At 67.8% G+C, this 21970-nt stretch carries 23 protein-coding genes and 1 pseudogene; 10 read left to right on the forward strand and 14 right to left on the reverse strand.

Translation table 11 applies throughout. The annotated features are described in order from the left end of the window. Positions 1-213 precede the first annotated feature (213 nt). The gene (gene rpsO / locus NA4_RS22265; protein ID WP_039799352.1) at positions 214-483 is read right to left on the reverse strand and encodes a 30S ribosomal protein S15; all 270 of its coding nucleotides are present in this window, start codon (positions 481-483) and stop codon (positions 214-216) included. Positions 484-640: 157 nt separating this feature from the next. Further along, a complete protein-coding gene (locus tag NA4_RS22270; protein ID WP_218022344.1) occupies positions 641-1612 on the reverse strand; it encodes a bifunctional riboflavin kinase/FAD synthetase in 972 nt (323 codons plus the stop codon). A 421-nt stretch (positions 1613-2033) separates the two neighbouring features. Between NA4_RS22270 and NA4_RS22275 the strand changes: the two genes are divergently transcribed. The 4 genes from NA4_RS22275 to NA4_RS22290 all read left to right on the forward strand — a co-directional run bounded on the left by NA4_RS22275 (position 2034) and on the right by NA4_RS22290 (position 4878). Further along, the gene (locus tag NA4_RS22275; protein WP_084497338.1) at positions 2034-2486 is read left to right on the forward strand and encodes a cupin domain-containing protein; all 453 of its coding nucleotides are present in this window, start codon (positions 2034-2036) and stop codon (positions 2484-2486) included. Between the two features lies 1 nt (position 2487). After that, positions 2488-3672 carry an aminotransferase-like domain-containing protein gene (locus tag NA4_RS22280; RefSeq protein ID WP_067473247.1) on the forward strand — a complete coding sequence of 395 codons (1185 nt, stop codon included), beginning with the start codon at positions 2488-2490 and terminating at the stop codon, positions 3670-3672. After that, entirely contained in the window at positions 3669-4088 is a 420-nt protein-coding gene (locus tag NA4_RS22285; protein WP_067473250.1) for a hypothetical protein, read from the forward strand. Before NA4_RS22280 ends, NA4_RS22285 begins: the two co-directional genes overlap by 4 nt. Positions 4089-4176: 88 nt before the next feature. Next, entirely contained in the window at positions 4177-4878 is a 702-nt protein-coding gene (locus tag NA4_RS22290) for a metal-dependent transcriptional regulator (protein ID WP_157129218.1), read from the forward strand. A gap of 346 nt (positions 4879-5224) precedes the next feature. Here the strand turns inward: NA4_RS22290 and NA4_RS22295 are convergent, their stop codons facing one another. Further along, positions 5225-6307 (reverse strand): tartrate dehydrogenase, encoded by a 1083-nt coding sequence (locus NA4_RS22295; protein ID WP_067473314.1) that lies wholly within the window; start codon positions 6305-6307, stop codon positions 5225-5227. A 127-nt stretch (positions 6308-6434) separates the two neighbouring features. Continuing rightward, the gene (locus tag NA4_RS22300) at positions 6435-7907 is read right to left on the reverse strand and encodes an NAD-dependent succinate-semialdehyde dehydrogenase (protein ID WP_067473253.1); all 1473 of its coding nucleotides are present in this window, start codon (positions 7905-7907) and stop codon (positions 6435-6437) included. 134 nt (positions 7908-8041) lie between these two features. Here NA4_RS22300 and NA4_RS22305 point away from each other — a divergent pair, with 134 nt between their 5' ends. Then, the gene (locus NA4_RS22305) at positions 8042-9283 is read left to right on the forward strand and encodes an aspartate aminotransferase family protein (RefSeq protein ID WP_067473256.1); all 1242 of its coding nucleotides are present in this window, start codon (positions 8042-8044) and stop codon (positions 9281-9283) included. 127 nt (positions 9284-9410) lie between these two features. Further along, the gene (locus NA4_RS22310; protein ID WP_067473259.1) at positions 9411-9905 is read left to right on the forward strand and encodes a DUF3830 family protein; all 495 of its coding nucleotides are present in this window, start codon (positions 9411-9413) and stop codon (positions 9903-9905) included. Between the two features lie 209 nt (positions 9906-10114). Here the strand turns inward: NA4_RS22310 and NA4_RS22315 are convergent, their stop codons facing one another. Both NA4_RS22315 and NA4_RS22320 read right to left on the reverse strand, forming a co-directional pair. After that, positions 10115-11500, reverse strand: a complete 1386-nt coding sequence (locus tag NA4_RS22315; protein WP_169811091.1) for an amidase — start codon at positions 11498-11500, stop codon at positions 10115-10117. A gap of 27 nt (positions 11501-11527) precedes the next feature. Further along, a complete protein-coding gene (locus NA4_RS22320; protein ID WP_067473262.1) occupies positions 11528-12493 on the reverse strand; it encodes a D-2-hydroxyacid dehydrogenase in 966 nt (321 codons plus the stop codon). An 86-nt stretch (positions 12494-12579) separates the two neighbouring features. Between NA4_RS22320 and NA4_RS22325 the strand changes: the two genes are divergently transcribed. From NA4_RS22325 to NA4_RS22335, 3 genes are read left to right on the forward strand one after another with little or no spacing between them, the layout of a single operon-like run. Next, positions 12580-13320 carry a maleate cis-trans isomerase family protein gene (locus NA4_RS22325; protein ID WP_067473265.1) on the forward strand — a complete coding sequence of 247 codons (741 nt, stop codon included), beginning with the start codon at positions 12580-12582 and terminating at the stop codon, positions 13318-13320. 15 nt (positions 13321-13335) lie between these two features. Continuing rightward, positions 13336-14067 (forward strand): maleate cis-trans isomerase family protein, encoded by a 732-nt coding sequence (locus NA4_RS22330; RefSeq protein ID WP_067473268.1) that lies wholly within the window; start codon positions 13336-13338, stop codon positions 14065-14067. After that, the gene (locus NA4_RS22335; protein WP_067473271.1) at positions 14054-14719 is read left to right on the forward strand and encodes a GntR family transcriptional regulator; all 666 of its coding nucleotides are present in this window, start codon (positions 14054-14056) and stop codon (positions 14717-14719) included. The genes NA4_RS22330 and NA4_RS22335 overlap by 14 nt, the downstream gene beginning before the upstream one ends. 159 nt (positions 14720-14878) lie before the next feature. Here NA4_RS22335 and NA4_RS39305 read toward each other — a convergent pair whose 3' ends face one another. Then, positions 14879-15301, reverse strand: coding sequence for an EF-hand domain-containing protein (locus tag NA4_RS39305; RefSeq protein ID WP_084497341.1), 423 nt, complete (start codon positions 15299-15301; stop codon positions 14879-14881). Between the two features lie 316 nt (positions 15302-15617). Then, a complete protein-coding gene (locus NA4_RS22345) occupies positions 15618-16034 on the reverse strand; it encodes a DUF4345 domain-containing protein (protein ID WP_067473274.1) in 417 nt (138 codons plus the stop codon). Positions 16035-16163: 129 nt separating this feature from the next. Between NA4_RS22345 and NA4_RS22350 the strand changes: the two genes are divergently transcribed. Beyond that, on the forward strand, positions 16164-16751 hold the full coding sequence (locus tag NA4_RS22350; protein WP_067473277.1) for a TetR/AcrR family transcriptional regulator: 588 nt from the start codon (positions 16164-16166) through the stop codon (positions 16749-16751). A 22-nt stretch (positions 16752-16773) separates the two neighbouring features. Here the strand turns inward: NA4_RS22350 and NA4_RS40610 are convergent, their stop codons facing one another. From NA4_RS40610 to NA4_RS41500, 6 genes and pseudogenes are all read right to left on the reverse strand, one after another. Beyond that, positions 16774-17448 carry a hypothetical protein gene (locus NA4_RS40610; RefSeq protein WP_157129216.1) on the reverse strand — a complete coding sequence of 225 codons (675 nt, stop codon included), beginning with the start codon at positions 17446-17448 and terminating at the stop codon, positions 16774-16776. 416 nt (positions 17449-17864) lie between these two features. Then, positions 17865-18272, reverse strand: coding sequence for a hypothetical protein (locus tag NA4_RS22360; RefSeq protein ID WP_067473283.1), 408 nt, complete (start codon positions 18270-18272; stop codon positions 17865-17867). Positions 18273-18629: 357 nt separating this feature from the next. Further along, positions 18630-19529: a tRNA pseudouridine(55) synthase TruB gene (gene truB, locus NA4_RS22365; protein ID WP_067473286.1), complete on the reverse strand. Its 900-nt coding sequence runs from the start codon at positions 19527-19529 to the stop codon at positions 18630-18632. After that, a complete protein-coding gene (npt, locus tag NA4_RS22370) occupies positions 19529-20197 on the reverse strand; it encodes a 4'-phosphopantetheinyl transferase Npt (RefSeq protein ID WP_067473289.1) in 669 nt (222 codons plus the stop codon). Before npt ends, truB begins: the two co-directional genes overlap by 1 nt. 257 nt (positions 20198-20454) lie before the next feature. After that, the gene (locus NA4_RS22375) at positions 20455-21414 is read right to left on the reverse strand and encodes a metallophosphoesterase family protein (RefSeq protein ID WP_157129217.1); all 960 of its coding nucleotides are present in this window, start codon (positions 21412-21414) and stop codon (positions 20455-20457) included. A 128-nt stretch (positions 21415-21542) separates the two neighbouring features. Continuing rightward, a pseudogene (locus NA4_RS41500) lies at positions 21543-21970 on the reverse strand (MATE family efflux transporter); the annotation flags it as partial.

Genomic DNA, 21970 nt, shown 5'->3' on the forward strand with positions numbered 1-21970 from the left:
CGGCTGTGCAATGTTGTCGTGCGACGGGACAAATTCGCCCCCGATACACAAATAGCCAACGAAAAGATTGTACGTCTCCTCGTTCGCCGAGCCATCGACCGCCTCGGCCACGGCATGGATCGAGCTATCGCTCGCACCCTCGAGCAGCCGAACGGCCGACGCGTACGCGATGACGTCGTAAGCGCCGGCCGTTCGGACGCGAGTCGAAGAAAATTACCGCCGCAGCCCGAGACGCTCGATCAGCGAACGGTAGCGGTTGATGTCGTTGTCCTGCAGGTACTTCGACAGCCGCTTGCGACGACCGATCAGCGCCATCAGACCGTGGCGGGTGTGGTGGTCGTGCTTGTGCTTCTTGAGGTGCTCGGTGATGTCGGCGATCCGCTTGGACAGCAGCGCGATCTGCGCCTCCGGCGAACCGGTGTCCTTCTCGTGCAGGCCGTACTCGGCGAGAATCGCCGACTTCTGCTCGGTGGTCAGTGCCATGGGGCATCCACTCCTGTTTCTCAGTTCCGCGCTCGAAGACCCGGTCACCCGGTGCGGGCGCCGCCGCGGACCGCAGCAAACCCGAGGATCCACCCTACCGGACCAGGACGGCCCCGCCGAAATCGCGGGCCGGTTGGCGCTCCTGCGGGCTCGATGCTCACCGATCGTCGACGGCGGTCAGGATCTTGCGCGCGGTCTCCACGTCACGGCCCATGGTCTCGATGAGTTCGTCCACCGAGTCGAACTTGCGCTGGCCGCGGACGTGCTCGACGAAATCGACCGCGACGTGCTGGCCGTAGAGGTCGGCCTCGCGGTCGAGCACGTACGCCTCGACCGTGCGGGCACGACCGGAGAACGTCGGGTTGGTGCCCACCGAGATGGCGGCCATGGCCCGCTCACCCGGTGTGACGGTGCCGATGGTCGGCCCGGGTCCGAGCACGGTGAACCACCCCGCGTACACGCCGTCGGCCGGGATCGCGGCGTGCATCGGCGGCGCCACGTTCGCGGTCGGGAAGCCCAGCTTCTTGCCGCGGCCGTCGCCGTGCACCACAACGCCCTCGACCCGATGCGGGCGGCCGAGCGCCTCGGCCGCGGCCGCCATGTCGCCCGCGTCGACGCAGGCGCGGATGTAGGTCGAGGAGAAGGTCACCGCGTGCTCGCCGAGCAGTGTCACCGCGTCGACCTCGAACCCGAACCGGTGACCGAGCTCTCGCATGGTCTCCACCGTCCCGGCGGCCTTCTTACCGAAGGTGAAGTTGTCACCGACCACCACCTCGACCACGTGCAGGCGCTCGACCAGCAGATCGTGGACGTAGCGGGCCGGGGCCAGCTTCATGAATTCCTGCGTGAACGGCATAACGCAGAACACGTCGACGCCCAGTTCCTCGGCCAGTTCGGCGCGGCGGGTCAGGGTGGTCAGCTGAGCCGGATGCGAGCCGGGGCGGACGACCTCCATCGGGTGCGGGTCGAAGGTCATCAGTACCGCGGGAACGCCGCGTGCGGCGGCGGACTTCACGGCCCGGCTGATCAGCTGCGCGTGGCCGCGGTGCACACCGTCGAACACACCGATCGTGAGGACACAGCGCCCCCAATCCGCGGGCACATCGTCGAGACTTCGCCATCTCTGCACAGTGCGCAGCCTACGCATATCAGGTAGCGAACAGTATTCGGACGTGCCGACGTCACACAACGGTTCCGATGCCGGGAACCGACGAGCTATCCCTGGGTGCAGGGGCCTCGGCCCATCCGCATCGTCGGCCACGCGGCTCGACTGATCACAACGGATCCGCCTTTCCGGGGATGCCCGCTCCCATCCGGCAGATAGCCGAGCGGTGACCCTGCCCGCCAGCACGGTGCGGATCGTTGCCCCGAAACGTCGCAGTTGGCGACATCTCCGACGGAAACTTCGCCAACCCGAAACGCACTGGACGGATTCGCGAAAGAGCCGGTACATCCACGGTTTTCCACGCTCGAGAAGCTCGTCTCGCCCAAGTAGCGCGAATGGTCTAGCGTCCGATTTCGTCGGCGACGGAAGTGCCCCCGGAGTAGCCATGAAAAGTGCAGTCAAGCAGGTTCGTGTGATCAGCCCGTCCGATTCGGCCGAGACAATCGGGCGGCAGCGACAACGCCTCGTCCCCTGCGTCACCACCGAAACCTGTGGCGCGACCGGCATCTCGGCGGGCATGGTCAACATGGCTCCCGCCGCGGTATCCAGAGCGCATTACCACGCGCACAGCGAGATCGTCGTCGTGTGCCTGCGCGGTAGTGCGGTCACTCTGGTCGGTCCGGACCTGACGCCCTATTTCCACGGCCCGGGCGAGTTCATCTACATCCCGGACGGTGTCGTGCACGTCGCGGTGAACTTGGCCGACGCCGACGACCTCGTCGCGCTGGAAATGCGAACCGATCCTTTGTTCAACGACGACGTGGTGCTGACGCCGGAATACGACGCCCGCGTGCCGGAAGTCGTTGCCCGCCTGCGCCGTGACCTGACCGGTTCGTGAGATGGCGCTCGTCAGACGCAGCAGCGGCGCGGACGCGGTGGCCAGCGGGCCGATAGATGACATCTTCGCGGCGCTCAGCAAGCGCCCTGACGTCGTCTCCTTCGCCGTCGGAGCGCCGGACCCGGCACTGCTGCCCGGCGAACTCGTCTCGGCGCTGTCCCAGGATGTCATCGGCAAGTACGGAAGCGCCGTCCTCCAGTACGGCATGACCCAGGGATTTGGCCCGCTCCTGGACGAAGCCCGAAACCTTTTGCGCACCCGGGGAATTCGATGCTCACCCGAGAGCTTGCATATCTCCACGGGCGGATCCGGCGCTTTGCACAACGTATGTTTGGCGCTGCTCGATCCCCAGAACGTGGTACTGGTGGAAACCCCGACCTACGGGCCCGCGGTCAAAGAATTCCGTAGCCACGGCGCCACCGTTGTGGGGGTGCCGTCGGACGATTTCGGAATCGTGCCGGAAGCACTCGAGGAAGCACTGGCCCGATATGACGCCGCATTCGTGTACCTGTTGCCGACTTTCCAGAACCCGACCGGGCGAACGATGCCGACTCCACGGCGCGAACAGATCGCCCAGATCGTCGTTCGTCACGACACGCTGGTGATCGAGGACGACGTCTATACCGACCTGCGCTACCGCGGCATGGCACCGCCCGCGCTCGCGTCCTTCGCGCCGGACAATTCGATCTACATCACCTCGCTGTCGAAAACGCTTGCCCCGGCTCTGCGTGTCGGCATCACCGTCATGCCTCCGGATCTCTTGCGCAGTGTCCTCGCGCTGAAGCAGGGCATCGATATGCAGACGTCGACCTACTGCCAAGCGATTGCCGCCGAGTTCCTGGGCAGCCCGGCGGGAGCGGCGCACCTCGCACACGTCGTCGAGGTCTACTCGGCCAAACTGGACACCCTGGCCGACGCCGTGGAACGGCACTTCCCGCCCGGCTTCCAGTGGGTCGCGCCCGAAGGCGGGATGTTTCTGTGGATCGAGGGCCCGCACGGGTTCGACGCCGACGCGCTGCTGGGCACGGCGCTGCAGGAGGGCGTCGCCTTCCTGCCGGGAAGCGTCTTCTACGCCGATGACGCCGACCACCGCAACACGATGCGGCTGAGCTTCGCCAACGTGCCGGGAGACGATATCGACCGTGGCATCGCTCTGCTGGCCGCACTCTGCGAGGACGCCACATGAGTGATCGGCATCCCGTCCTCGGCACCTGGGAGGTGATCGCCGACGGGGCTCCGTTCGCCTACCACGTGATGCAGTTCCATCCCGGCGGCACGATGCTGCAGTCCAATCCGGATTACGGCAACCGGGCCACCAGCGACAGCAACGGCATGGGCACGTGGCGCTCCGATGGCGACCGCGTCACCGGCGCTTTCCTGGAGTTCATCGTCGATCGGGCCGACCCGGCCGTGGTCGGCAAAGGGATCGTCGCGTTCGAGCTCGAGGTGACCGGCGACCGGTTCGCCGGATCAGCCACCGCAACGTTCTACGATCTCGCCGGTGCGCCGCTGCGGCCGCCCGCGACCGCGCTGCTGACCGGCCGGAGATTCGACGGCACGGCATTCGCCGGCCACGGGAATTGCGGCGCTCGGGATGTCTGAATGTGTATATCGGCACCGCCCCGCCTAAGCTCGGAGTGTGCCCGGTAAACGAGATATCGCCACGCGACGCGAGCTGGCCGACACCTCTGTGCCAGGCGAAGCACAAGGTGGCACCGCGACGATCGCGCCGGTGCTCTCGTCGGTCGCCCAGGACTATCTGAAGGTGATCTGGACGGCGCAGGAGTGGTCGCCGGAGAAGGTGTCCACCAAGTTGCTCGCCGAGCGGATCGGTGTCTCCGCCTCGACCGTCTCCGAAGCGGTGCGCAAGCTGGCCGACCAAGGGCTGGTCGAGCATGCCCGCTACGGCGCGATCGCGCTGACTCCCGAAGGGCGCCGCGCCGCCATCGCGATGGTACGCAGGCACCGGTTGATCGAGACGTTCCTGGTCAACGAGCTCGGATACGGCTGGGACGAGGTACACGACGAGGCCGAGGTGCTCGAGCACGCGGTCTCCGAACTGCTGATGGCGCGCATCGACGCCAAACTCGGCTACCCCGACCGCGATCCGCACGGCGACCCGATCCCCTCGGTGGACGGCGCGGTACCCACCCCGCCCGCCCGCAGGCTCAGCGACTTCGCCGCCGGCGAATCCGGCCGCGTCGCCCGGATCTCCGATTCGGACCCGGACATGCTGCGCTACTTCGACTCCGTTGGCATCGCCCTGGACACCACCATCGCGGTCCTCGAACGCCGCGACTTCGCCGGTACCATCGCCATCCGCATCGGCGCGGCGGAGGCACCGACCGACTTGGGCCGCCCCGCCGCCGAGGCCATCTGGCTCACGACCTGACGGTTCGGGTGGGTCGGCGGCCAGCCCGGTCGAGCGTGGCCCGTATCCGGCTCGAGAAGTTCTCCGCTGCCGGGCTTCCGGCGGACGCTGGGTGACAACCGCGGCCTGTCGCGCGTCATCCGCGATCTGCTCGACGGTTTCGCCGCTGCGCGAGGTGACGGACCCTGCGGCCGGTGCACTCCCGAGTCCGGCTCACCCAGCCCGCACGTTCGAGGGTCCGGCAACGTGGTCATTGCGCCCGAGGTCCGCCTCGTCTCTGCGGGCAATCGGTCGTTGGCACGGTGGACCGGACGATGAAGCCTCGCGGACAAACCGGTGCCGACCGGCACTTCCCTTGGAGAAGCCGTCAGCCGCGTGCGGCAGTGGTGGGTCGGCGGATCAACTCGGCGGCGCGGATGGCGATGGCGCTGCCGAGGTCGGTGGTGGTGGCGGTTCCGCCGAGGTCCGGGGTGCGGACCTCACCCGAGGCGAGCACGTCGCAGACCGCTCGGTCGATCGCGGCGGCCGCGGCCGACTCGCCGAGATGATCGAGCAGCATCGCGCCCGCGAGAATCTGGGCGACCGGGTTCGCTATGCCCTGACCCGCGATGTCGGGGGCGCTGCCGTGTACGGCCTCGAACATCGACGGGGCGGTGCGCTCGGGGTTGATATTTCCCGAGGGCGCGAGGCCGAGCCCGCCGGTGACGGCGGCGGCGAGGTCGGAGAGGATGTCGCCGAACAGATTCGAGCCGACGATCACGTCGAGCCGGTCCGGGTGCAGCACCAGTTCGGCGGCCAGCGCGTCGACGTGCATCTGGCGGGTCGTCACCTGCGGGTACTCCACAGCGATGCGCTCGAACACGCTGTCCCAGTAGGGCATCGAGTGGATGAGCCCGTTCGATTTCGTGGCCGAGCACAGGCGCCCGCCGCGTTCGGCGGCTCGTTCGAAGGCGTAGCGAATGATCCGTTCGCAACCGACACGGGTGAACACCGACTCCTGCAGCACGAATTCGTCGGACCGGCCGGGATTGTGCATGCCACCGATCTCGGAGTACTCACCCTCCGAATTCTCTCGCACGATCAGAATGTCCAGGTCGTCAGCGGTCCGGCCGCGCAGCGCCGACTGCGTGCCCGGCAGCAGGCGCACCGGCCGGAGATTGACGTACTGACCGAAGGCCCGGCGCAGCGGGATGAGCAGACCCCACAGCGAAATATGATCGGGCACACCGGGAAAGCCGACCGCGCCGAGCAGGATCGCGTCGAATCGGGCGAGCCGGTCCGGGCCGTCGGCGGGCATCATCGCGCCGGTGCGCAGGTATTGCTCGCAGGACCAGTCGAATTCGGTCCATTCGATACCCGGCAGCACCGCGTCGAGCACTCGTACCGCCTCCGCGGTCACGTCGACGCCGATGCCATCGCCTGGGATGGTCGCGATCCGATATCCGCTCACCCGTGATTCCTCTTTCTTTGCTTCCCCGCACTTGACATCCGGCGTCCTCGAATCCCGGTCGAGCTGTGGTTCCGGAGTATCCATGGTCATCGACGTGAGCGCCCGCGACACAGCTCGGCACGCCGACTCACAACTTCACGCCGATGTACTTGGTCTCCAGGAACTCATCGATTCCGGTCTGCCCGCCCTCGCGGCCGAGCCCGGATTCTTTGACGCCGCCGAACGGCGCGGCCGGATTCGACACCACGCCCTGGTTGAGTCCCACCATGCCGGTCTCCAGCGCCTCACATACCCGCAGCCCGCGCCGCAGGTTCTCGGTGAACACATAGCTCACCAGCCCGTACGGCGTGTCGTTGGCCCGGCCGACGGCTTCTTCCTCGGTGTCGAACACGCCGATCGCGGCGACCGGGCCGAAAATCTCGGTCCGGCACAGTTCGGCGTCGTCGGGGACGTCGACCAGCACGGTCGCGGGGTAGAAGGTGCCAGGACCGTCCAGCGCCGTCCCGCCGATGAGCACCGTTGCGCCGCGAGCACGGGCGTCGTCGACCAAGCGCTGCACCTTTGCCACGGCGTCGGCATCGATCAGCGGGCCGACCACCACGTTCGGCTCGGTCCCGCGACCCATCGGCAGCGCCGTCATCCGATCGGCGAGCCTGCGTGCGAAGACGTCCGCGACGCCGCGCTGGACCAGAATGCGGTTGGCGGCGGTGCAGGCCTGGCCGATATTGCGCATCTTCGCCGCGAGCGCCCCCTCGACCGCCTCGTCCAGATCGGCGTCGTCGAATACCAGCAGCGGGGCGTTGCCGCCGAGTTCCATCGAGGTGCGCATCACCGTCTGAGCGCACTGCGCGAGCAGCTGTTTGCCGACCGCGGTCGACCCCGTGAAGGACAGCTTGCGGGAGCGCTCGTCGCGAATCAGCGGCGTCATCACCGCGGCGGGGTCGGCGGTGGTGATCACGTTGACCACCCCGGCGGGCAGCCCGGCCGCGGCCATGATCTCGGTCAGCGCCAGCATCGAAAGCGGTGTCTGCTCAGCGGGTTTCACCACGCAGGTGCAGCCGGCGGCGAGGGCCGGAGCGATCTTGCGCGCACCCATGGCCATCGGGAAGTTCCACGGCGTGATGAGCAGGCTGGGGCCGACCGGCTGCCTGGTCACCAGGAAGCGGGACCCGCCGGTCGGCGCGGACATGTACCCACCGTCCACGCGCACGGCCTCCTCGGCGAACCAACGGAAGAACTCCGCGGCATAAGCGATCTCGCCGCGCGCCTCGGCCAGCGGTTTGCCCATCTCCAGCGTCGCGATCAGCCCGAGCCGCTCGGTGTCGGCGAGCAACGCGCGGTGGACGCGCATGAGCAGGTCGCTGCGTTCTCGTGGTGCGGTACGCGCCCACTCCGGTTGCGCCGCGGATGCCGAATCCAACGCCGCGAGGCCGTCGGCGGGGTTCGCGTCGGCGACCGAGCAGAGCAGTTCGCCGGTCGCGGGATCGAGGACTGGTAGCGATCCGGCGGTCTCACGCCACTCGCCGTCGATGAACAGGCCGCGCGGCACCGTGTCGATCGCGGCTCGTTCGGCTGTGCTGAAGGGGCTTTCGGTGAGCATCGTCGGTGGCTCCTCTCGACCACGCAGCGTTCGGCCATTGCTGCGACCCGTGCGGCCATGTTATGCATATTGTCGACAATCCGACAATATGCACTCACGCCACTCATCCCACCCGCTCCGGGAGGCGAATCACCATGACCGAGCTATCGCCCGTCCTGAAACAGGCCACTCCGGTGACCGTCGACCACGGGTCGGGGTGCTATCTCTACGGCACCGACGGACGCCGCTACCTGGACTTCACCGCAGGCATCGGCGTGACCAGCACCGGCCACTGCCACCCGCACGTGGTCGCGGCGGCGCAGGCGCAGGTCGCCTCGCTGATCCACGGCCAGTACACGACTGTCCTGCACCGGCCGCTGCTGGAACTCACCGATCGCCTCGGCGCGGTGCTGCCGGCGGGCTTGGACGCGCTGTTCTTCGCCAATTCCGGTAGCGAGGCGGTCGAGGCGGCGCTGCGGCTGGTGCGCCAGGCGACCGGGCGGCCGAACGTCATCGTCTTCCACGGGGGTTTCCACGGCCGCACCGTCGCCGCCGCCACGATGACGACGTCCGGCACCCGGTTCTCCGCCGGATTCAGCCCGCTCATGCCGGGCGTGCACGTCGCACCCTTCCCCACCGCGTTCCGCTACGGCTGGAGCGAGCAGGAGGCCACCGCCTTCGCGCTGCGCGAACTCGACTACCTGTTCACCACACTCACCTCCCCCGCCGATACCGCCGCGTTCCTGGTGGAGCCCGTGCTCGGCGAGGGCGGTTACATCCCCGGCAACACCGAGTTCTTCCGCGGACTGCGCGAACGCGCGGACCGGCACGGCATCCTGCTGGTGTTCGACGAGATCCAGACCGGCTTCGGGCGCACCGGAAAGTTCTTCGGCCATCAGCACTTCGGTGTGCGGCCGGACGTCATCACCATCGCGAAAGGGCTGGCCAGCGGGTTCCCGCTGTCGGGTATCGCAGCGCCGCGCGAGCTGATGGCGCGGGCATGGCCGGGCTCGCAGGGCGGCACATACGGCGGCAACGCGGTGGCGTGTGCCGCGGCGATCGCCACGCTGGACGTCATCGAATCCGAAGGGCTGGTGGAGAATGCGGCGGTCCGAGGCGAGCAGCTGCTGCGCGGTCTGCGCGACTGCGCCACCAAGGCGATCGGCGACGTGCGCGGTCTCGGACTGATGGCGGGCGCCGAATTCACCACGGCCACCGGCGAACCCGATCCCGTCACCGCTGCCGCCGCGCAGCGCGCCGCGATAGCCAAGGGACTGCTGCTGCTGACCTGTGGCGCGCAGATGAACGTGGTGCGGATGATTCCGCCGTTGATCGTGACCGATGCTCAGATCGAGGACGCGCTCGCCATCTGGTCGGAGGTCCTCGCCGAGCTGTAGCCCGGCGACGCGCCGCGCCTCTGCGGCGATCCGGTAGGTGTCCGCACCGCCTATGCCTGCCCGGCAAGTCCGCCGTTGTACCGACCCGTGCCCGCCCGGCGGGCACAAACCAGGAAGCAGGACCGCAATGGCCCGCTACATCGCCATCACCCTCACCAAGGCCGCGGTGACCTGCCGCGCCCGATTGCTCGACGAAGCGGCGCCGCGCACGTGCGCGGCGGTGTGGAATGCGCTGCCGCAGGAAGGCGACGCGTTCCACGCCAAGTACGCCCGCAACGAGGTGTACACCTTGCTCCCGCGGATCGGCGCGGCCCCGCGTCGGGAGAACCCCACCGTCACACCGATCCCCGGCGACGTGTGCCTGTTCGATTTCGAACCGTGGGAGATCGGCAATCCGGCCTACGGCTACGAACCCGGCTCCGCGGCCGAGCACGAGCGTGGCGCGACCGACCTCGCGCTGTTCTACGGCCGCAACAATTTGCTGATCAACGGCGATCTCGGCTGGGTGCCCGGCAACGTCTTCGCCACGATCGAGGAAGGCCTGGCCGAGATGGCCGCGGCGTGTAACACCTTGTGGCTGCACGGCGTCCAGGGCGAAACACTCGCCTTTGCCCGCGCCTGATGGGAGCTACCGGGTCAGTCTGTAGGGCAGACTCGGTGCCGGTAGCCCCGGTCGGTGAGCACTCCCGAACTGTCGAGTTCCGGTGTCAGACCGTGCCCCTGACACGACGAGCCAGCGCCCCCGGCGCACTCACGGGGGCCGCGCTGCTCGGGCGGAGACATCCGGATGACCACAGTGCCCCCGGCGCACGCACCGGGGGCACTGTTCGTTCAGGAGGCCAGCACGAATTCGGCGAAGCGGGCCACCGCCAGCACCAGGTCGTCGGAGTGACGCGGACCGACGATCTGCAGCCCGACCGGAAGACCCGCGGGTGTGCTGCCTACCGGGATGCTGATCGCGGGCTGCTGGGTGAGATTGAACGGATACGTGAACGGCGTCCACTGCGGCCAGCTGTGCAGCCCACTGCCGGGCGGCACGTCGTGGCCCGCCGCGAACGCGGGAATCGGCACGGTCGGAGTGATCAGGACGTCGTAGTCGGTATGGAACGCGCCCATGGTGATGCCGAGCTGCGCCGCGACGTTGCGGGCGGCGAGATAGTCGACAGCGCTGACGGTTTCGCCGCGCTCCCACACCACGCGCAGTCCCGGGTCGACCCGCTCGCGGGTCCCCTCCGGGAAGCCGGACAGCATCGTGGCAGCGCCCGCCGCCCAGAGCAGTTCGAAGGCCTCGCGCGGATCGCCGAAACCGGGATCCGCCGCACTGACGATCAGTTCGGCCTCGGCGAGGCGGGTCACCGCCGCGTCGACGACCGCGGCTACGTCGGCGTCCACCTCGGCGTAGCCCAGCGTCGGCGAGTACGCCACGCGCAATCCGCGCACATCACGCTGCATTTCGGCGCGGAACGTGGTGAGCGTGGGAGCAAGCGCGGTCGGGTCGCGCGGATCAGGGAGCGACAGGATGTCCATCAGCAGCGCCGCGTCCTCGACGGTGCGGGTCATCGGGCCCGCGTGCGCCAGCGGACCGAAGGGGCTGGCCGGGTACAGCGGAATCCGGCCATAGGTGGGCTTGAACCCGACGATGCCGCAGAAGGCCGCCGGAATGCGCACGCTGCCACCGCCATCGGTGCCGACCGAGACCGGCCCCATGCCCGCCGCGACAGCCGCGGCGCTGCCGCCGGAGGACCCGCCCGCCGTGGTGGACGGGTCGGCCGGGTTGCGGGTGATGCCGGTCAACGGGCTGTCGGTGACCGCCTTCCACGCGATCTCCGGGGTGGTGGTCTTACCCAGGAGGACCATGCCGTCCTCGCGCAGCCGCGCCGCCACCGGGCTGTCCACCGGCCACGGCCCCGCCGGGTCGATCGAGGTGGATCCGCGCCGGGTGGGCCAGCCCTCGGTCAGGAAGACGTCCTTGATCGAGATCGGCACACCGTCCAGCAGTCCGCGGGCGTGGCCGGACTGCCAGCGCGCCTCGGAATCCTTCGCCTGCACCAGGGCACGATCGGGATCGACGAGGCAGAATGCGCCCAGCGCGCCGTCGCGATCGGTGATCGCCCGCAGGATCGCCTCGGTGGCCTCTACCGGCGACAACGCGCCCGCCGCGTAGGCGGAGACCAGCTCGACCGCCGTCATCGCGGTGGGATCGGTGGGAGAGTTCATGTCGGGGTAGCTCATGGATGGGCTCCTTCAGCCGGGCACGTACCCCAGCCTTTTGTCGACCACGTTGTCCAGCGGGCGTCCGGTGATCCATTTGTCGAAGTTCTCGGCGAACGTGTTGACGATCTCGGTACGCCATCCGACGACGTCACCGGAGTTGTGCGGGGTGATCCGGACATTCGGCAGTTCCCACAAGGGGTGATCGGCCGGGAGCGGCTCGGGGTTCACCACATCGAGCGCCGCTGCGGCGATCGATCCGGTGCGCAACGCGGCGACGAGATCGTCGGTCACAACGAGTTCCCCGCGGCCCACGTTCACAAACCTGGCGTGCGGCCGCATCGCGGCGAAAGCGCTGGCGTCGAACATATTCCTGGTCTGCTCGGTCAGCGGGGCGATCGCAATGACGTAGTCGGCCCGGCTCAGTTCGGCGTGCAGATCGGTGGCGACGACGTCGAAATCCGGGTCCGCGGCACGCTCCCGCCTGCCCACCGCCCGTACCGTCATCCCCACCGCGCGCAGTATGCGGGCGATGTGGCGTCCGATCGAGCCGGTGCCAACGATCAGCGCGCTCGCACCCGCGACGCGTTCGGACTCCCGATGCCGCCACTCGTGCCGCTGCTGCAACAGCAGCGAGCCGGACAAGTCCTTGGCGAAGCCGAGAATCTGCCCGAGTACGTATTCGGCGATCGCCGAGTCGAAGACGCCGCGGGTATTGGTCACTATCACCTCACTCGCCTGCAATTCGGGAAACATCGCCGGGTCGACGCCGGTCGACCCCATGTGCAGCCAGCGCAGGCGGTCTGCGGCATGCCACGCACCGGGCAGCGCGCGCGTGCGAAAGTCATAGACGAACAACACTTCTGCCCCGCGCAGGGCGCCTGCGAGGCCGGAGGCCTCCGTGTACCGGACCGTGGCGCGGTCTGCGACCCGGGCCATGCCGTCGATGTCGGGCACACTGTCACTGTGCAGGACGGTGACAATGGGGCCCTGATCCACATTGACACACTAAGATCACATCGTATGATTGTCAACAATCCGATCGTGTTCGGAGGTCGTCCCGGCTGAGCGCGAGAGGGGCCGCAGTGGATTTGAGCTTTCCCGACCTCGAGGGCCCCGTCGCGCAACGGGGCATCGGGATCATCGCTCCGTTCGACCTCGCACTGGAACGGGAGCTGTGGCGCTGGGCGCCCTTGGAGGTCAGCCTGCACCTGGCTCGCACACCCTATGAACCGGTGCCGGTGTCGCTGGAGATGGCCGAGCTGGTGTCCGATGCGGCCCATCTGACCGCGGCCACGCGCAACGTCTTGCACGTCGAGCCCGAGGTGGTGGCCTACTTGTGCACGTCGGGAAGCTTCATCAAGGGCCTGGCCTACGAGAAGTCGCTGCGCGAGACCATCTGCCTGGCCGGGGCCCAGGACGCGGTGACCACCTCGGGCGCGTTGCTGGAGGCGATCCGCCATCTGAAGCTCACCCGCATCTCGGTACTCACCCCATACGACGAGATCCTCACGCACCGGCTGCACGAATTCCTCGCCGAGGCCGGATGCGCGGTGGTGCGCTCCGATCACCTCGGGCTCGGTGGCGGCATCTGGAAGGTCAGCTACCGCACCATCGCCGAACGCATCGCCGGCGCCGACGATCCCGCCGCCCAGGCCGTCTTCGTCAGCTGTACCAACCTGCCGACCTACGACGTCATCGAGCCGCTCGAACAGGCGCTCGGCAAACCCGTGCTCACCGCCAACCAGCTCACCATGTGGGCCTGCCTCGGCCGGATGAAGCTGCCGATGATGGGCCCGGGCAAGTGGCTACTCAACGTTTTCTGAAGGAAAGAACATCGCATGCAGGCACCCACCGTCGGCTTCATCTACCCCGACCACGCGGCCGAGGGCGACTACCCGCTCGCGGCCGCGGCCCTCGGCGCGCACCTTCCGGTAGCCCACATCTACGGCACCGATCTGCACGCCGTCCCCGAACTGCTCGACTTGGGCAGCCCGGAGAAATTGCGCGTCGGCGCGGCACTGCTCGCCCGGCACCGGCCTGACGCGGTCGTCTGGGCGTGCACCTCCGGCAGTTTCGTATACGGACCCGCGGGCGCTCGCGAGCAGGTGCGCGCACTGGCCGAGGTGGCGGGCGTGCCCGCGACCAGCACCAGCCTCGCCTTCGTCGATGCCGTGCACACGCTCGGGTTGCGTTCGGTCGCGGTCGCGGCCAGCTATCCCGACGAGGTGGCCCGGCTTTTCGTGGCGTTTCTCGCCGACGCAGGCATCGACGTCGTCTCCATGTCCAGCGCCGGTATCGACACCGCCGCCGAGGTCGGCACGCTCACTCCGGTCCAGGTGTTGCGGCTGGCGGTCGACAACGACCACCCGGACGCACAGGCCCTGCTGATTCCCGACACCGCCATGCACACCATGGCGGTGCTGCCGGACCTGGAAGCTACGCTGGGCAAACCGGTGCTGACGGCCAATCAGGTCACGATCTGGGCAGGCCTGCGGCTGGCCGGCGCCGATCCGGTTGTTTCCGGGTTCGGCACCTTGTTCGCGGAAAGGCAGATCGATGTCCGTCGTTGATTTCGAGCCGGTGAACCGGCAGTCGACCGCGGAGATGATCGCCGATCGGCTCCGCGAGGCGATCATGCGCGGCACCCTCGCGCCGGGATCGCAGCTCGGCGAAGCGGATCTGGCCGCGCAGTTCGCCGTCTCCCGCGGGCCGGTGCGCGAGGCGATGCAGCGCTTGGTGTCCGAGGGCCTGCTGCACAGCATCCGCCACCGCGGGATCTTCGTCATCGAACTGAGCCTCGACGATGTCATCGATATCTACCGGGCCAGAACGGCACTGGAAGGCGGCGCGCTCGAGCTGATCCTGGACGGCCGCCGCCCGATCGCCTACGAGGCGCTCGGACCCAGCGTCGAGGAGATGGTCGCTTGCGCCGACCGCGGCGACGCAGTGGGAGTGTCCGACGCCGACCAGGCCTTCCACGAGGCCCTGGTGGAGAGCGCCGCCAGCCCGCGGCTGGTCCGCGCCGCACGCACCTTGCTGATCGAGACGCGAATGTGCCTGGGCGCCTTGCAAACCACCTACCCCGACCTCCGCGAACAGGCGCGCGAACACGTCGACCTGCGCGAGGCGATCGCCACCGCCGCCCCCGACCGAGCTCGCGCCCTCCTCGCCGAGCACATGGACGACGCGGTGCAACGGCTCCGCCACCAGATCGGCAGCTAGCCAATGCCTCGCCTCTTGGCGCCGATGCAGCGGTCGACAGTATCCGTGGAAGTCTGGACAACCGCCGACGCCGATCGCAGCGCCCGGTCACCGGTCGGCCCACGCATGCGGCGATTACCTCTGTGCGCCCTTAGGCGGGTCTTCGGGTGCGCGGCGTCGTTAGCGGGAGAGGAAATCGAGCAGCATGCGGAATTCCGGGAGCGACAGGTAGCCGTCGCCATCGCGGTCGGCCGCGGCCAGCAGGGCGTCGGCCGGTTCGTCGATGCGGCCCGCGCCGACGTGGCGGATGAGTGATTCGAGTTCCTCGACCGAGATGAGGCCGTCGCCGTTGATGTCGAAGACCTTGAACGCGGCGTCGGCGTCGGTCACCTCGATGCGGCCGCCGACCAGCGCGGCGTCGAATTCCGCACGCGAGACCAGGAAGTCGCCGTTGGTGTCGGCGGCGGCGACCATCCGCTCGACCGCTTCCACATCGACATCCAAGCCGAGCGCCCGGATCCCCGTCGTGATGTCCGCTACCGAGACGAGTCCGTCGCCGTCCCGATCCCACAACCCGAACGTATCGACCGGTCGTTCACTCATCGCCCACTACCTTCGCCGCCACTGCCTACCCGTGGCCGCCATCGGACTCCGCGTACGACGGCCACCGCACACACTGTACGGATTCCATTGGGGCGGCGCGGCTCCGATTCGCTGTGGGCAACGCCCATCCGCTAGGGCGCGTACGGTCGGTGACCACACTGATGCGGCTGAGCCCGGCTTGTAGGCTACGGCTGACAACCCATCGATCGGCTCACCTCAGGCGGATTGACCCGCTTCGAACCACGGGTGCGCAACGGCGGGGATTTCAGGCGACATCATCGCGGACTCGGATTGCCGAATCCCCTTGTTACGCGGGTCAACTCATGGCGGCAATACGTCCCGGCGCCGGCTTCCCGAGTCGCTTCTCGTCGGCGTCGGCGAGCCAGAACCAGATCGGCGGCAATACGACTTCGATTGCGGTCAGCACGATCTGGAACCAGTGCGGCCAGCCGTACACGGCGACCGAGACGAAACGAGCGACGGCGCCGAGCAGGAAGATTCCCGCCAGCCAGCGAATCGCGGCCGACGGAATCGGCGATTGCCGCGCCGCCCAGATCCAGACAACGCCGTATCCGATGAAGATCGCACCGAAGAACCGGGATTGACTGTCCGCGGTCACGCCGGAAGAACCCATATCGGGTATCCCGTCGATGCCGAGTGCGATGTGCATGAACCCGATCGCCACGCAGGCAATACCCATGGCCATGGACAGCCACTTCAGTGCAGCGGACATACATCCCTCCCGGAAGCACGTGTTCGAAAAGACGCCCGGCGGGTCTCGTCGAGCACCGATCGTCTTAGTAGACGTCTGCCTACTAAGACGGTACGACCTTGGTAGACAGACGTCAACTAAGCTTGTGCGGTGACGTCCCGCCGCCGCCTGTCCCCCGACGAGCGCCGCCGCGTACTACTCGACGCAGGCGCGAAGCTGTTCGCCGAACACTCCTACGACGCCGTGCTCATGGAGGACGTCGCCGCCGCGGCAGGCGTATCCCGCGCGCTGCTCTACCGGCACTTCCCGAGCAAGCGCGACTTGTTCGCGGCCGTCTACCAACTCGCGTCCGACCAACTGCTGGTCGCCACGACCTTCGACGCCCGAGCCCCGCTGGCCGACCAACTGGCCGCAGGCCTGGACACCCACTTCGACTACTTCGAGTCCAACGCCAACACCGTGCTCGCCGCCAACCGCGTGCTCGCTGCCGACCCCACCATCCAGGCGATCATCACGGGCGAACTCGGCGAGCTGCGCGAACGCGTACTCGACGCGCTGGAACTGCATGGGCGGCAGCGCGCGACCGTCTCCGCGATCCTGATGAGCTGGTTGACCTTCGTCCGGGTACTCACCGTCGACTGGCTGGAGAACGGCACGCTGACCCGCGCCGAGATGCGCGAGACATCACTCGGCGCTCTTCTGGGAGCCCTGCGGCCGATCATCGCTCTCGATCTCTGATCGGCGCGGCGAAGGTCTTCGTTCATGTTGCCAGGAAGGTTCTAACGGCTTCGTCACTGGTGAGATGGTTGGCGCCGACGCTCACATCGATCGTTGGGTAGTTTCTGCGCACGGAGTCGGCGATGTTGGAGAGCCGATCGGCGACTATTGCGGGGTCGCGCAGCGATTCTTGTCTCAGGCCGTCGAAGCCGGGGAATCCATCGGCGACCAGTGTTACGTCAGGGTTATCGATGATGTTGTCGTAGGTTTGAAATTTCACGCTGACGATCTTGGATGTGTCCACGCGGCCCGGGGTGGTGAATACTCGGTCGCTGACGCCTTCGACGAAGTTGGCTGCCGAGTGCCCGTCCGCGGCCATCGGATGCACACGGATTCGGTTGGCGTCGATACCCAGTACCATGCCCGCGGGATGGAACCGCATTGTGCCGTCACGGACATCGATCCAGCTCGTTATCGTTCCGTACACGCCGGCGATGTCAGTGCCATCCGTCAGGTATACGATGTCTCCGGCGCTGCTGTGCGACGCTGTCCGAATATAGCCTTCCTCGCCTGTGGCTTCTCTTCCGCGAAAAGCCCGGGGAAATACTTGCTCGACTTGCCACAGGCGTGCTCCGTTATAGAACGTATCCAGCGGTGCGGACGGACCTGGATTCCGACAGCGGAGGCGGGGATGGCGGGTCGCCGGTATCGAGCCCATGGTGAAACCCCTTATCAGCGTTCCGAAGTTCTTCGGCTACGCCCTCGGCTCCACGAGCGATGGGCCTGACGCCGTGTTTGGCAGACGCCCTTGCTCCCCTCATGATCTCGCTGCTCAAGTGCTGGGTGAGCTGAACCAATTTCCGCATCAGCAGGTCGGATCGGATCAGCAAGACAACGCCGCCCTCGGCCAGATCGCCCCGGCTTCCTCATCACCGCGTGGCACCGTCACCAGCACATGCATGGCCATGTGACCCCGACCGCTGGCCGGGGACGCCGCCGAGTCGACCTCGAAACCGTTAGTCGGACAATGCTCGTCATTGCGTGTATCTGCGGATAAGGCAGGGGTGCAATGAATGGCGGCATGACCTTGGGTGAGGTCGCTGGCGACAAGCTCCGGACCGGTCGGGGCAGGAGTCAGCAGATGAGAGTGGGATCCTGTGGCACGGGCAGGTGCCAGCATTGCAGAGTGTCGAGCAGGCGGTCGGGAGATTGCACGTGCACGACCTGGTCGAGTTGGTTGGGCTGGCCGGGCTGTCGGATCTCGACGCGGTGCGGCCCTGCGGGCAGGTTGTAGGCCAACGAGTAGGCGTGGCCCTGGCCGACGGTGCACGGGTGGCCGCTACAGCTCCTGTTCTGGCCATCGATCCACACTTCTACGCTGATCGACCGTGCATCGTCGGAATCCGGCAAGCCCACCACTATCCGGCCGCGACCTTCCATCACAGATGCCGGATGGGCTCCGAGTGCATCCCCGGCAGCGGCGGTGACCAGCGCCGCGCCGCCGGCAAGGACTGCGACGGTTGCCGCAACGCTTCGCATCATTGAACTCAACCCTTCCGTTACCGCGCCACGCAGGCGATGCCGAGGTTTGTGCCGGTGGCGACTTCCACGGTGATGCTCGTCTCGGCGAGGTCCTCCGCCGAAAGTCATTGCGCTCCTTGTTGCCCGACTCGGAGCCGGATCGTATCCGTGGTCGGCGAGCATCGCAGCTATTGGGAATACACGGATCCGGTTCGGTGGCATCCTCCGGAAGACCGTCAGCCCATACAAGGACGATAAAGCGCTCCTCGAGAGACAAGCCCATCACAATGTGGGGAAACATCGCCTACCGGACGATCGGCGAAATGTTCACCGGTCCCGGAAGCCTGCCGCTTCGCGACGCTGGTCGCGCCTGAGGGATCAGAGATTGGCCGGGCGGACGACCATCACCGAGGACGCGCGGTTGCCGGACTCCCGCAGCAGGGCGATGGCCCGGCCCGCGGGGTCGATGGCGGCGCAGACGCCGGGGATTCCGACGGGGGCGAGCCAGCGTCCGTTGCGCAGGTCGTCGGCCTGCTTCTCGTCGATGTCCCGGTGCGGGAACGCGGTTCGAATCGCGGCGTCGATATCCAGGCTCAGCGATGGCGCGCCCGATTCCGCGGCGGCCGCCAGCTCGTCCAGGGTGCGGGCGTGTTCGAGGGTGAACGGGCCGACGCTGGTGCGGCGCAACGCGGTCAGGTGACCGCCGACGCCGAGCGCGGCGCCCAGGTCGCGGGCGAGTGCCCGCACGTAGGTGCCCGAGGAGCATTCGACCACCGCGTCCAGGTCCACGAAATCACCGGCGTCGCGGCGGGACAGCACGTCGAAGCGCGACACCGTGACCGGGCGGGCGGCCAGCTGCACGTCTTCGCCGGCACGGTGGCGCGCGTACGCGCGTTCGCCGCCCACTTTGATCGCGCTGACCGTGGCGGGGACTTGGTCGATGTCACCGGTCAGTTCGGTGATACGCGCGACGATGTCGGCGTCGGTGAGGTGGCCGGCCGGGGTGGTAGCGAGGACCTCGCCCTCGGCGTCGTCGGTGGTGGTGGACTGCCCGAGGCGGATGGTAGCGGTGTACGCCTTGGTCGTCAGGGTGAGCAGGCCGAGCAGTTTCGTCGCGCGCTCCACGCCGAGCACCAGTACGCCGGTGGCCATCGGGTCCAGTGTGCCCGCGTGCCCGATCTTCTTGGTGCGCAGCAGCTTCCGGCATTTCGCGACGACGTCGTGGCTGGTCCAACCACCCGCCTTGTCGATGATGAGCAGCCCGCCGAGAGCGTCCATCAGACGTGCACGATCGCGGTCAGGATGTATCCGTCGACGATCAGCCATCGGCCGTCGAACGAGCGCAGCGGCGCGCCGCCGTCGGTGGTCTGGCCCGGAACCAGCAGCTCGGTGTGGAAACTGCCGTGCCCGGAATCGGCGGTGCAGTTCTCGATCTCGAAGGTGATGTGCGCGTCCTCGAAGCCGAGCCAGCGCACCGTCAGCGGGAACCAGGCTTTGTAGGTGGCTTCTTTGGCGCAGAACAGCAGCCGGTCCAGGTGCAGCGCGGAGTCGGTGGTCTTCAGCCACTCGCGCTCCTGCGGCAGGCTGACCGAGTCCAGCACGCCGTCCGGCAGCGTGGCATGCGGCTCGGCGTCGATGCCGATGGAACGGAACCGCAGCTTGTGGCCCAGCGCGGCGGCTTGGTAGCCGTCACAGTGGGTGAGGCTGCCGACGATTCCACGCGGCCATACCGGAGCGCCCCGCTCCCCCTTGCCGATCGCGACCGGAGGCTCGCCGAGCTGCGCCAGCGCCAGCCGGGCGCAGTGCCGTGCGCCGATGAAATCCCGGCGCCGCTTCTCCACCGACTTGGCGATGAGATGCTCCTCCGCCGGATGCGGCTTCAGATCCTCCGGGTACGCCAGCAACTCCGCAGAGGCCACACCGGCGGGCAGAATGTTCTCGATCATCACCGCCGAGCCTAGCCGAGCCGCAAGGGCCGGTAGCGCAGCGCCATGTGCCCGCCCATCCCACCGGCTCCCGCACCGGGGCCGCCCAGCCACTGGCGACGGCGACAGCGACGCGCTCCATCGGCGGCACGCGGCGTCGGCGACAACGCACCATGAGAACCGCAGGCGGGCTATTTCCAGCCAGATCGCTCGTGCTGTCCCGCCCGCGAGGGGCTTCGATCGTCCGCGGCGAAGTGCGCGCCCGTCGCAATCGGGGACTACGCCAGTCCCCGCCGCTGTTGCGCTTTGCTACGCATTTCCGCCGCAGCGGCTTCCATTTCCGGCGTCACCTGGAAGTGGCCACCCCACTTGTTCAGCGTTCCCGGCGGGTACTGCGGGGTGGGCAGGATCTGGCGCAGCAGTCGATCGGGCAGGCCACGGCGCTGCCATTCGCGCGGGTAGCCGAGCGAGACCTCCTCGAACCGGACACCGTCGTAGTGCGAGGTACGCGGGATGTGCAGGTGGCCGTAGACCGAGCACACCACGTTGTAGCGGGTGTGCCAGTCCGCGGTCAGTTCGGTGCCGCACCACAGCGCGAACTCCGGATAGAACAGCACGTCGGTCGGCTGCCGGACCAGCGGGAAATGGTTGATCAGGACGACCGGCGTGCTCGGCGCGAGCGCGTCGAGCTTGCGTTTGGTCACCTGCACACGGGCATGGCACCACGCGTCCCTGGTCAGGTACGGCTCCGGCGAGAGCAGGAACTCATCTGTCGCCACCACGTTGCGCTCCCTGGCGATGGCGAGGCCTTCCGCCTTCGTGGTGGCGCCCTGCGGCAGGAACGAGTAGTCGTACAGCAGGAACATCGGCGCCAAGGTCACCCGTCCGCCGTATTCCTCGGCGCCGGCGCCCTCCCATACCGGGAACGGGTCTTCCGGCGTCAGCACGTCCAGGTCGCGGCACATGGCAACCAAGTAGTCGTAGCGTGCCACCCCGGCCATCTGCACCGGGTCCTTGGCCGTGGTCCACAGCTCGTGGTTGCCCGGCACCCAGATCACTTTGGCGAACCGGCTACGCAGCAGCTCCAACGCCCACCGGATGTCCTCGGTCTTCTCCCCCACGTCGCCGGCCACGATGAGCCAGTCCTCCGGCGAGTCCGCCGTGATCTGCTCGACGACCGGCCGATTCCCCTGGTGCCCGACGTGAATGTCGCTCACCGCCATCAACTTGGGTATCACCACACCTACCTTGGCACATCCGTTCCGATTCGCACGCACCGGCCGAGCCGGGTGTCGCACATGACGACGCCTCGCCGGGGCTCGGCGCCGTGACGCGCGACCGCGCGAGTTGCCTCCGACTCGCTCGCTTACACCGGCACCTCGGCGCCGACACGAGCCCACCGGCCCGACAGCGCCCGCCACGTGACGGCGATCAGCCGCAACAGCATGAACGCTGCCAAGCCGGACCAGATTCCGGCCACGCCCCAGTCGAACGCCAGCGACAGCCAGATGGCCGGCAGGAAACCGGCCAGCGCCGCGGTGAGCGTGGTGGTGCGCAGGTAGGCGGCGTCGCCCGCGCCGAGGAGAACGCCGTCGAGGGCGAAGACGATGCCTGCCACCGGAATCAGGGCGACGAAGAACCACCACACCACGTGGGTGCGATCGAGGACCTGCGGGTCGCTTGTGAACAGCGTCGGGATGATCACCACGCCCGCTGCGAAGAAAGCGGCGAGAGCGAGGCTGAAGATCTCCGACCATCGGGTGACGCGCCGGGCGATGCCGCGAGCGCCCGCGG

Source organism: Nocardia amamiensis NBRC 102102 (assembly GCF_001612745.1).
GTDB classification, from domain to species: domain Bacteria; phylum Actinomycetota; class Actinomycetes; order Mycobacteriales; family Mycobacteriaceae; genus Nocardia; species Nocardia amamiensis.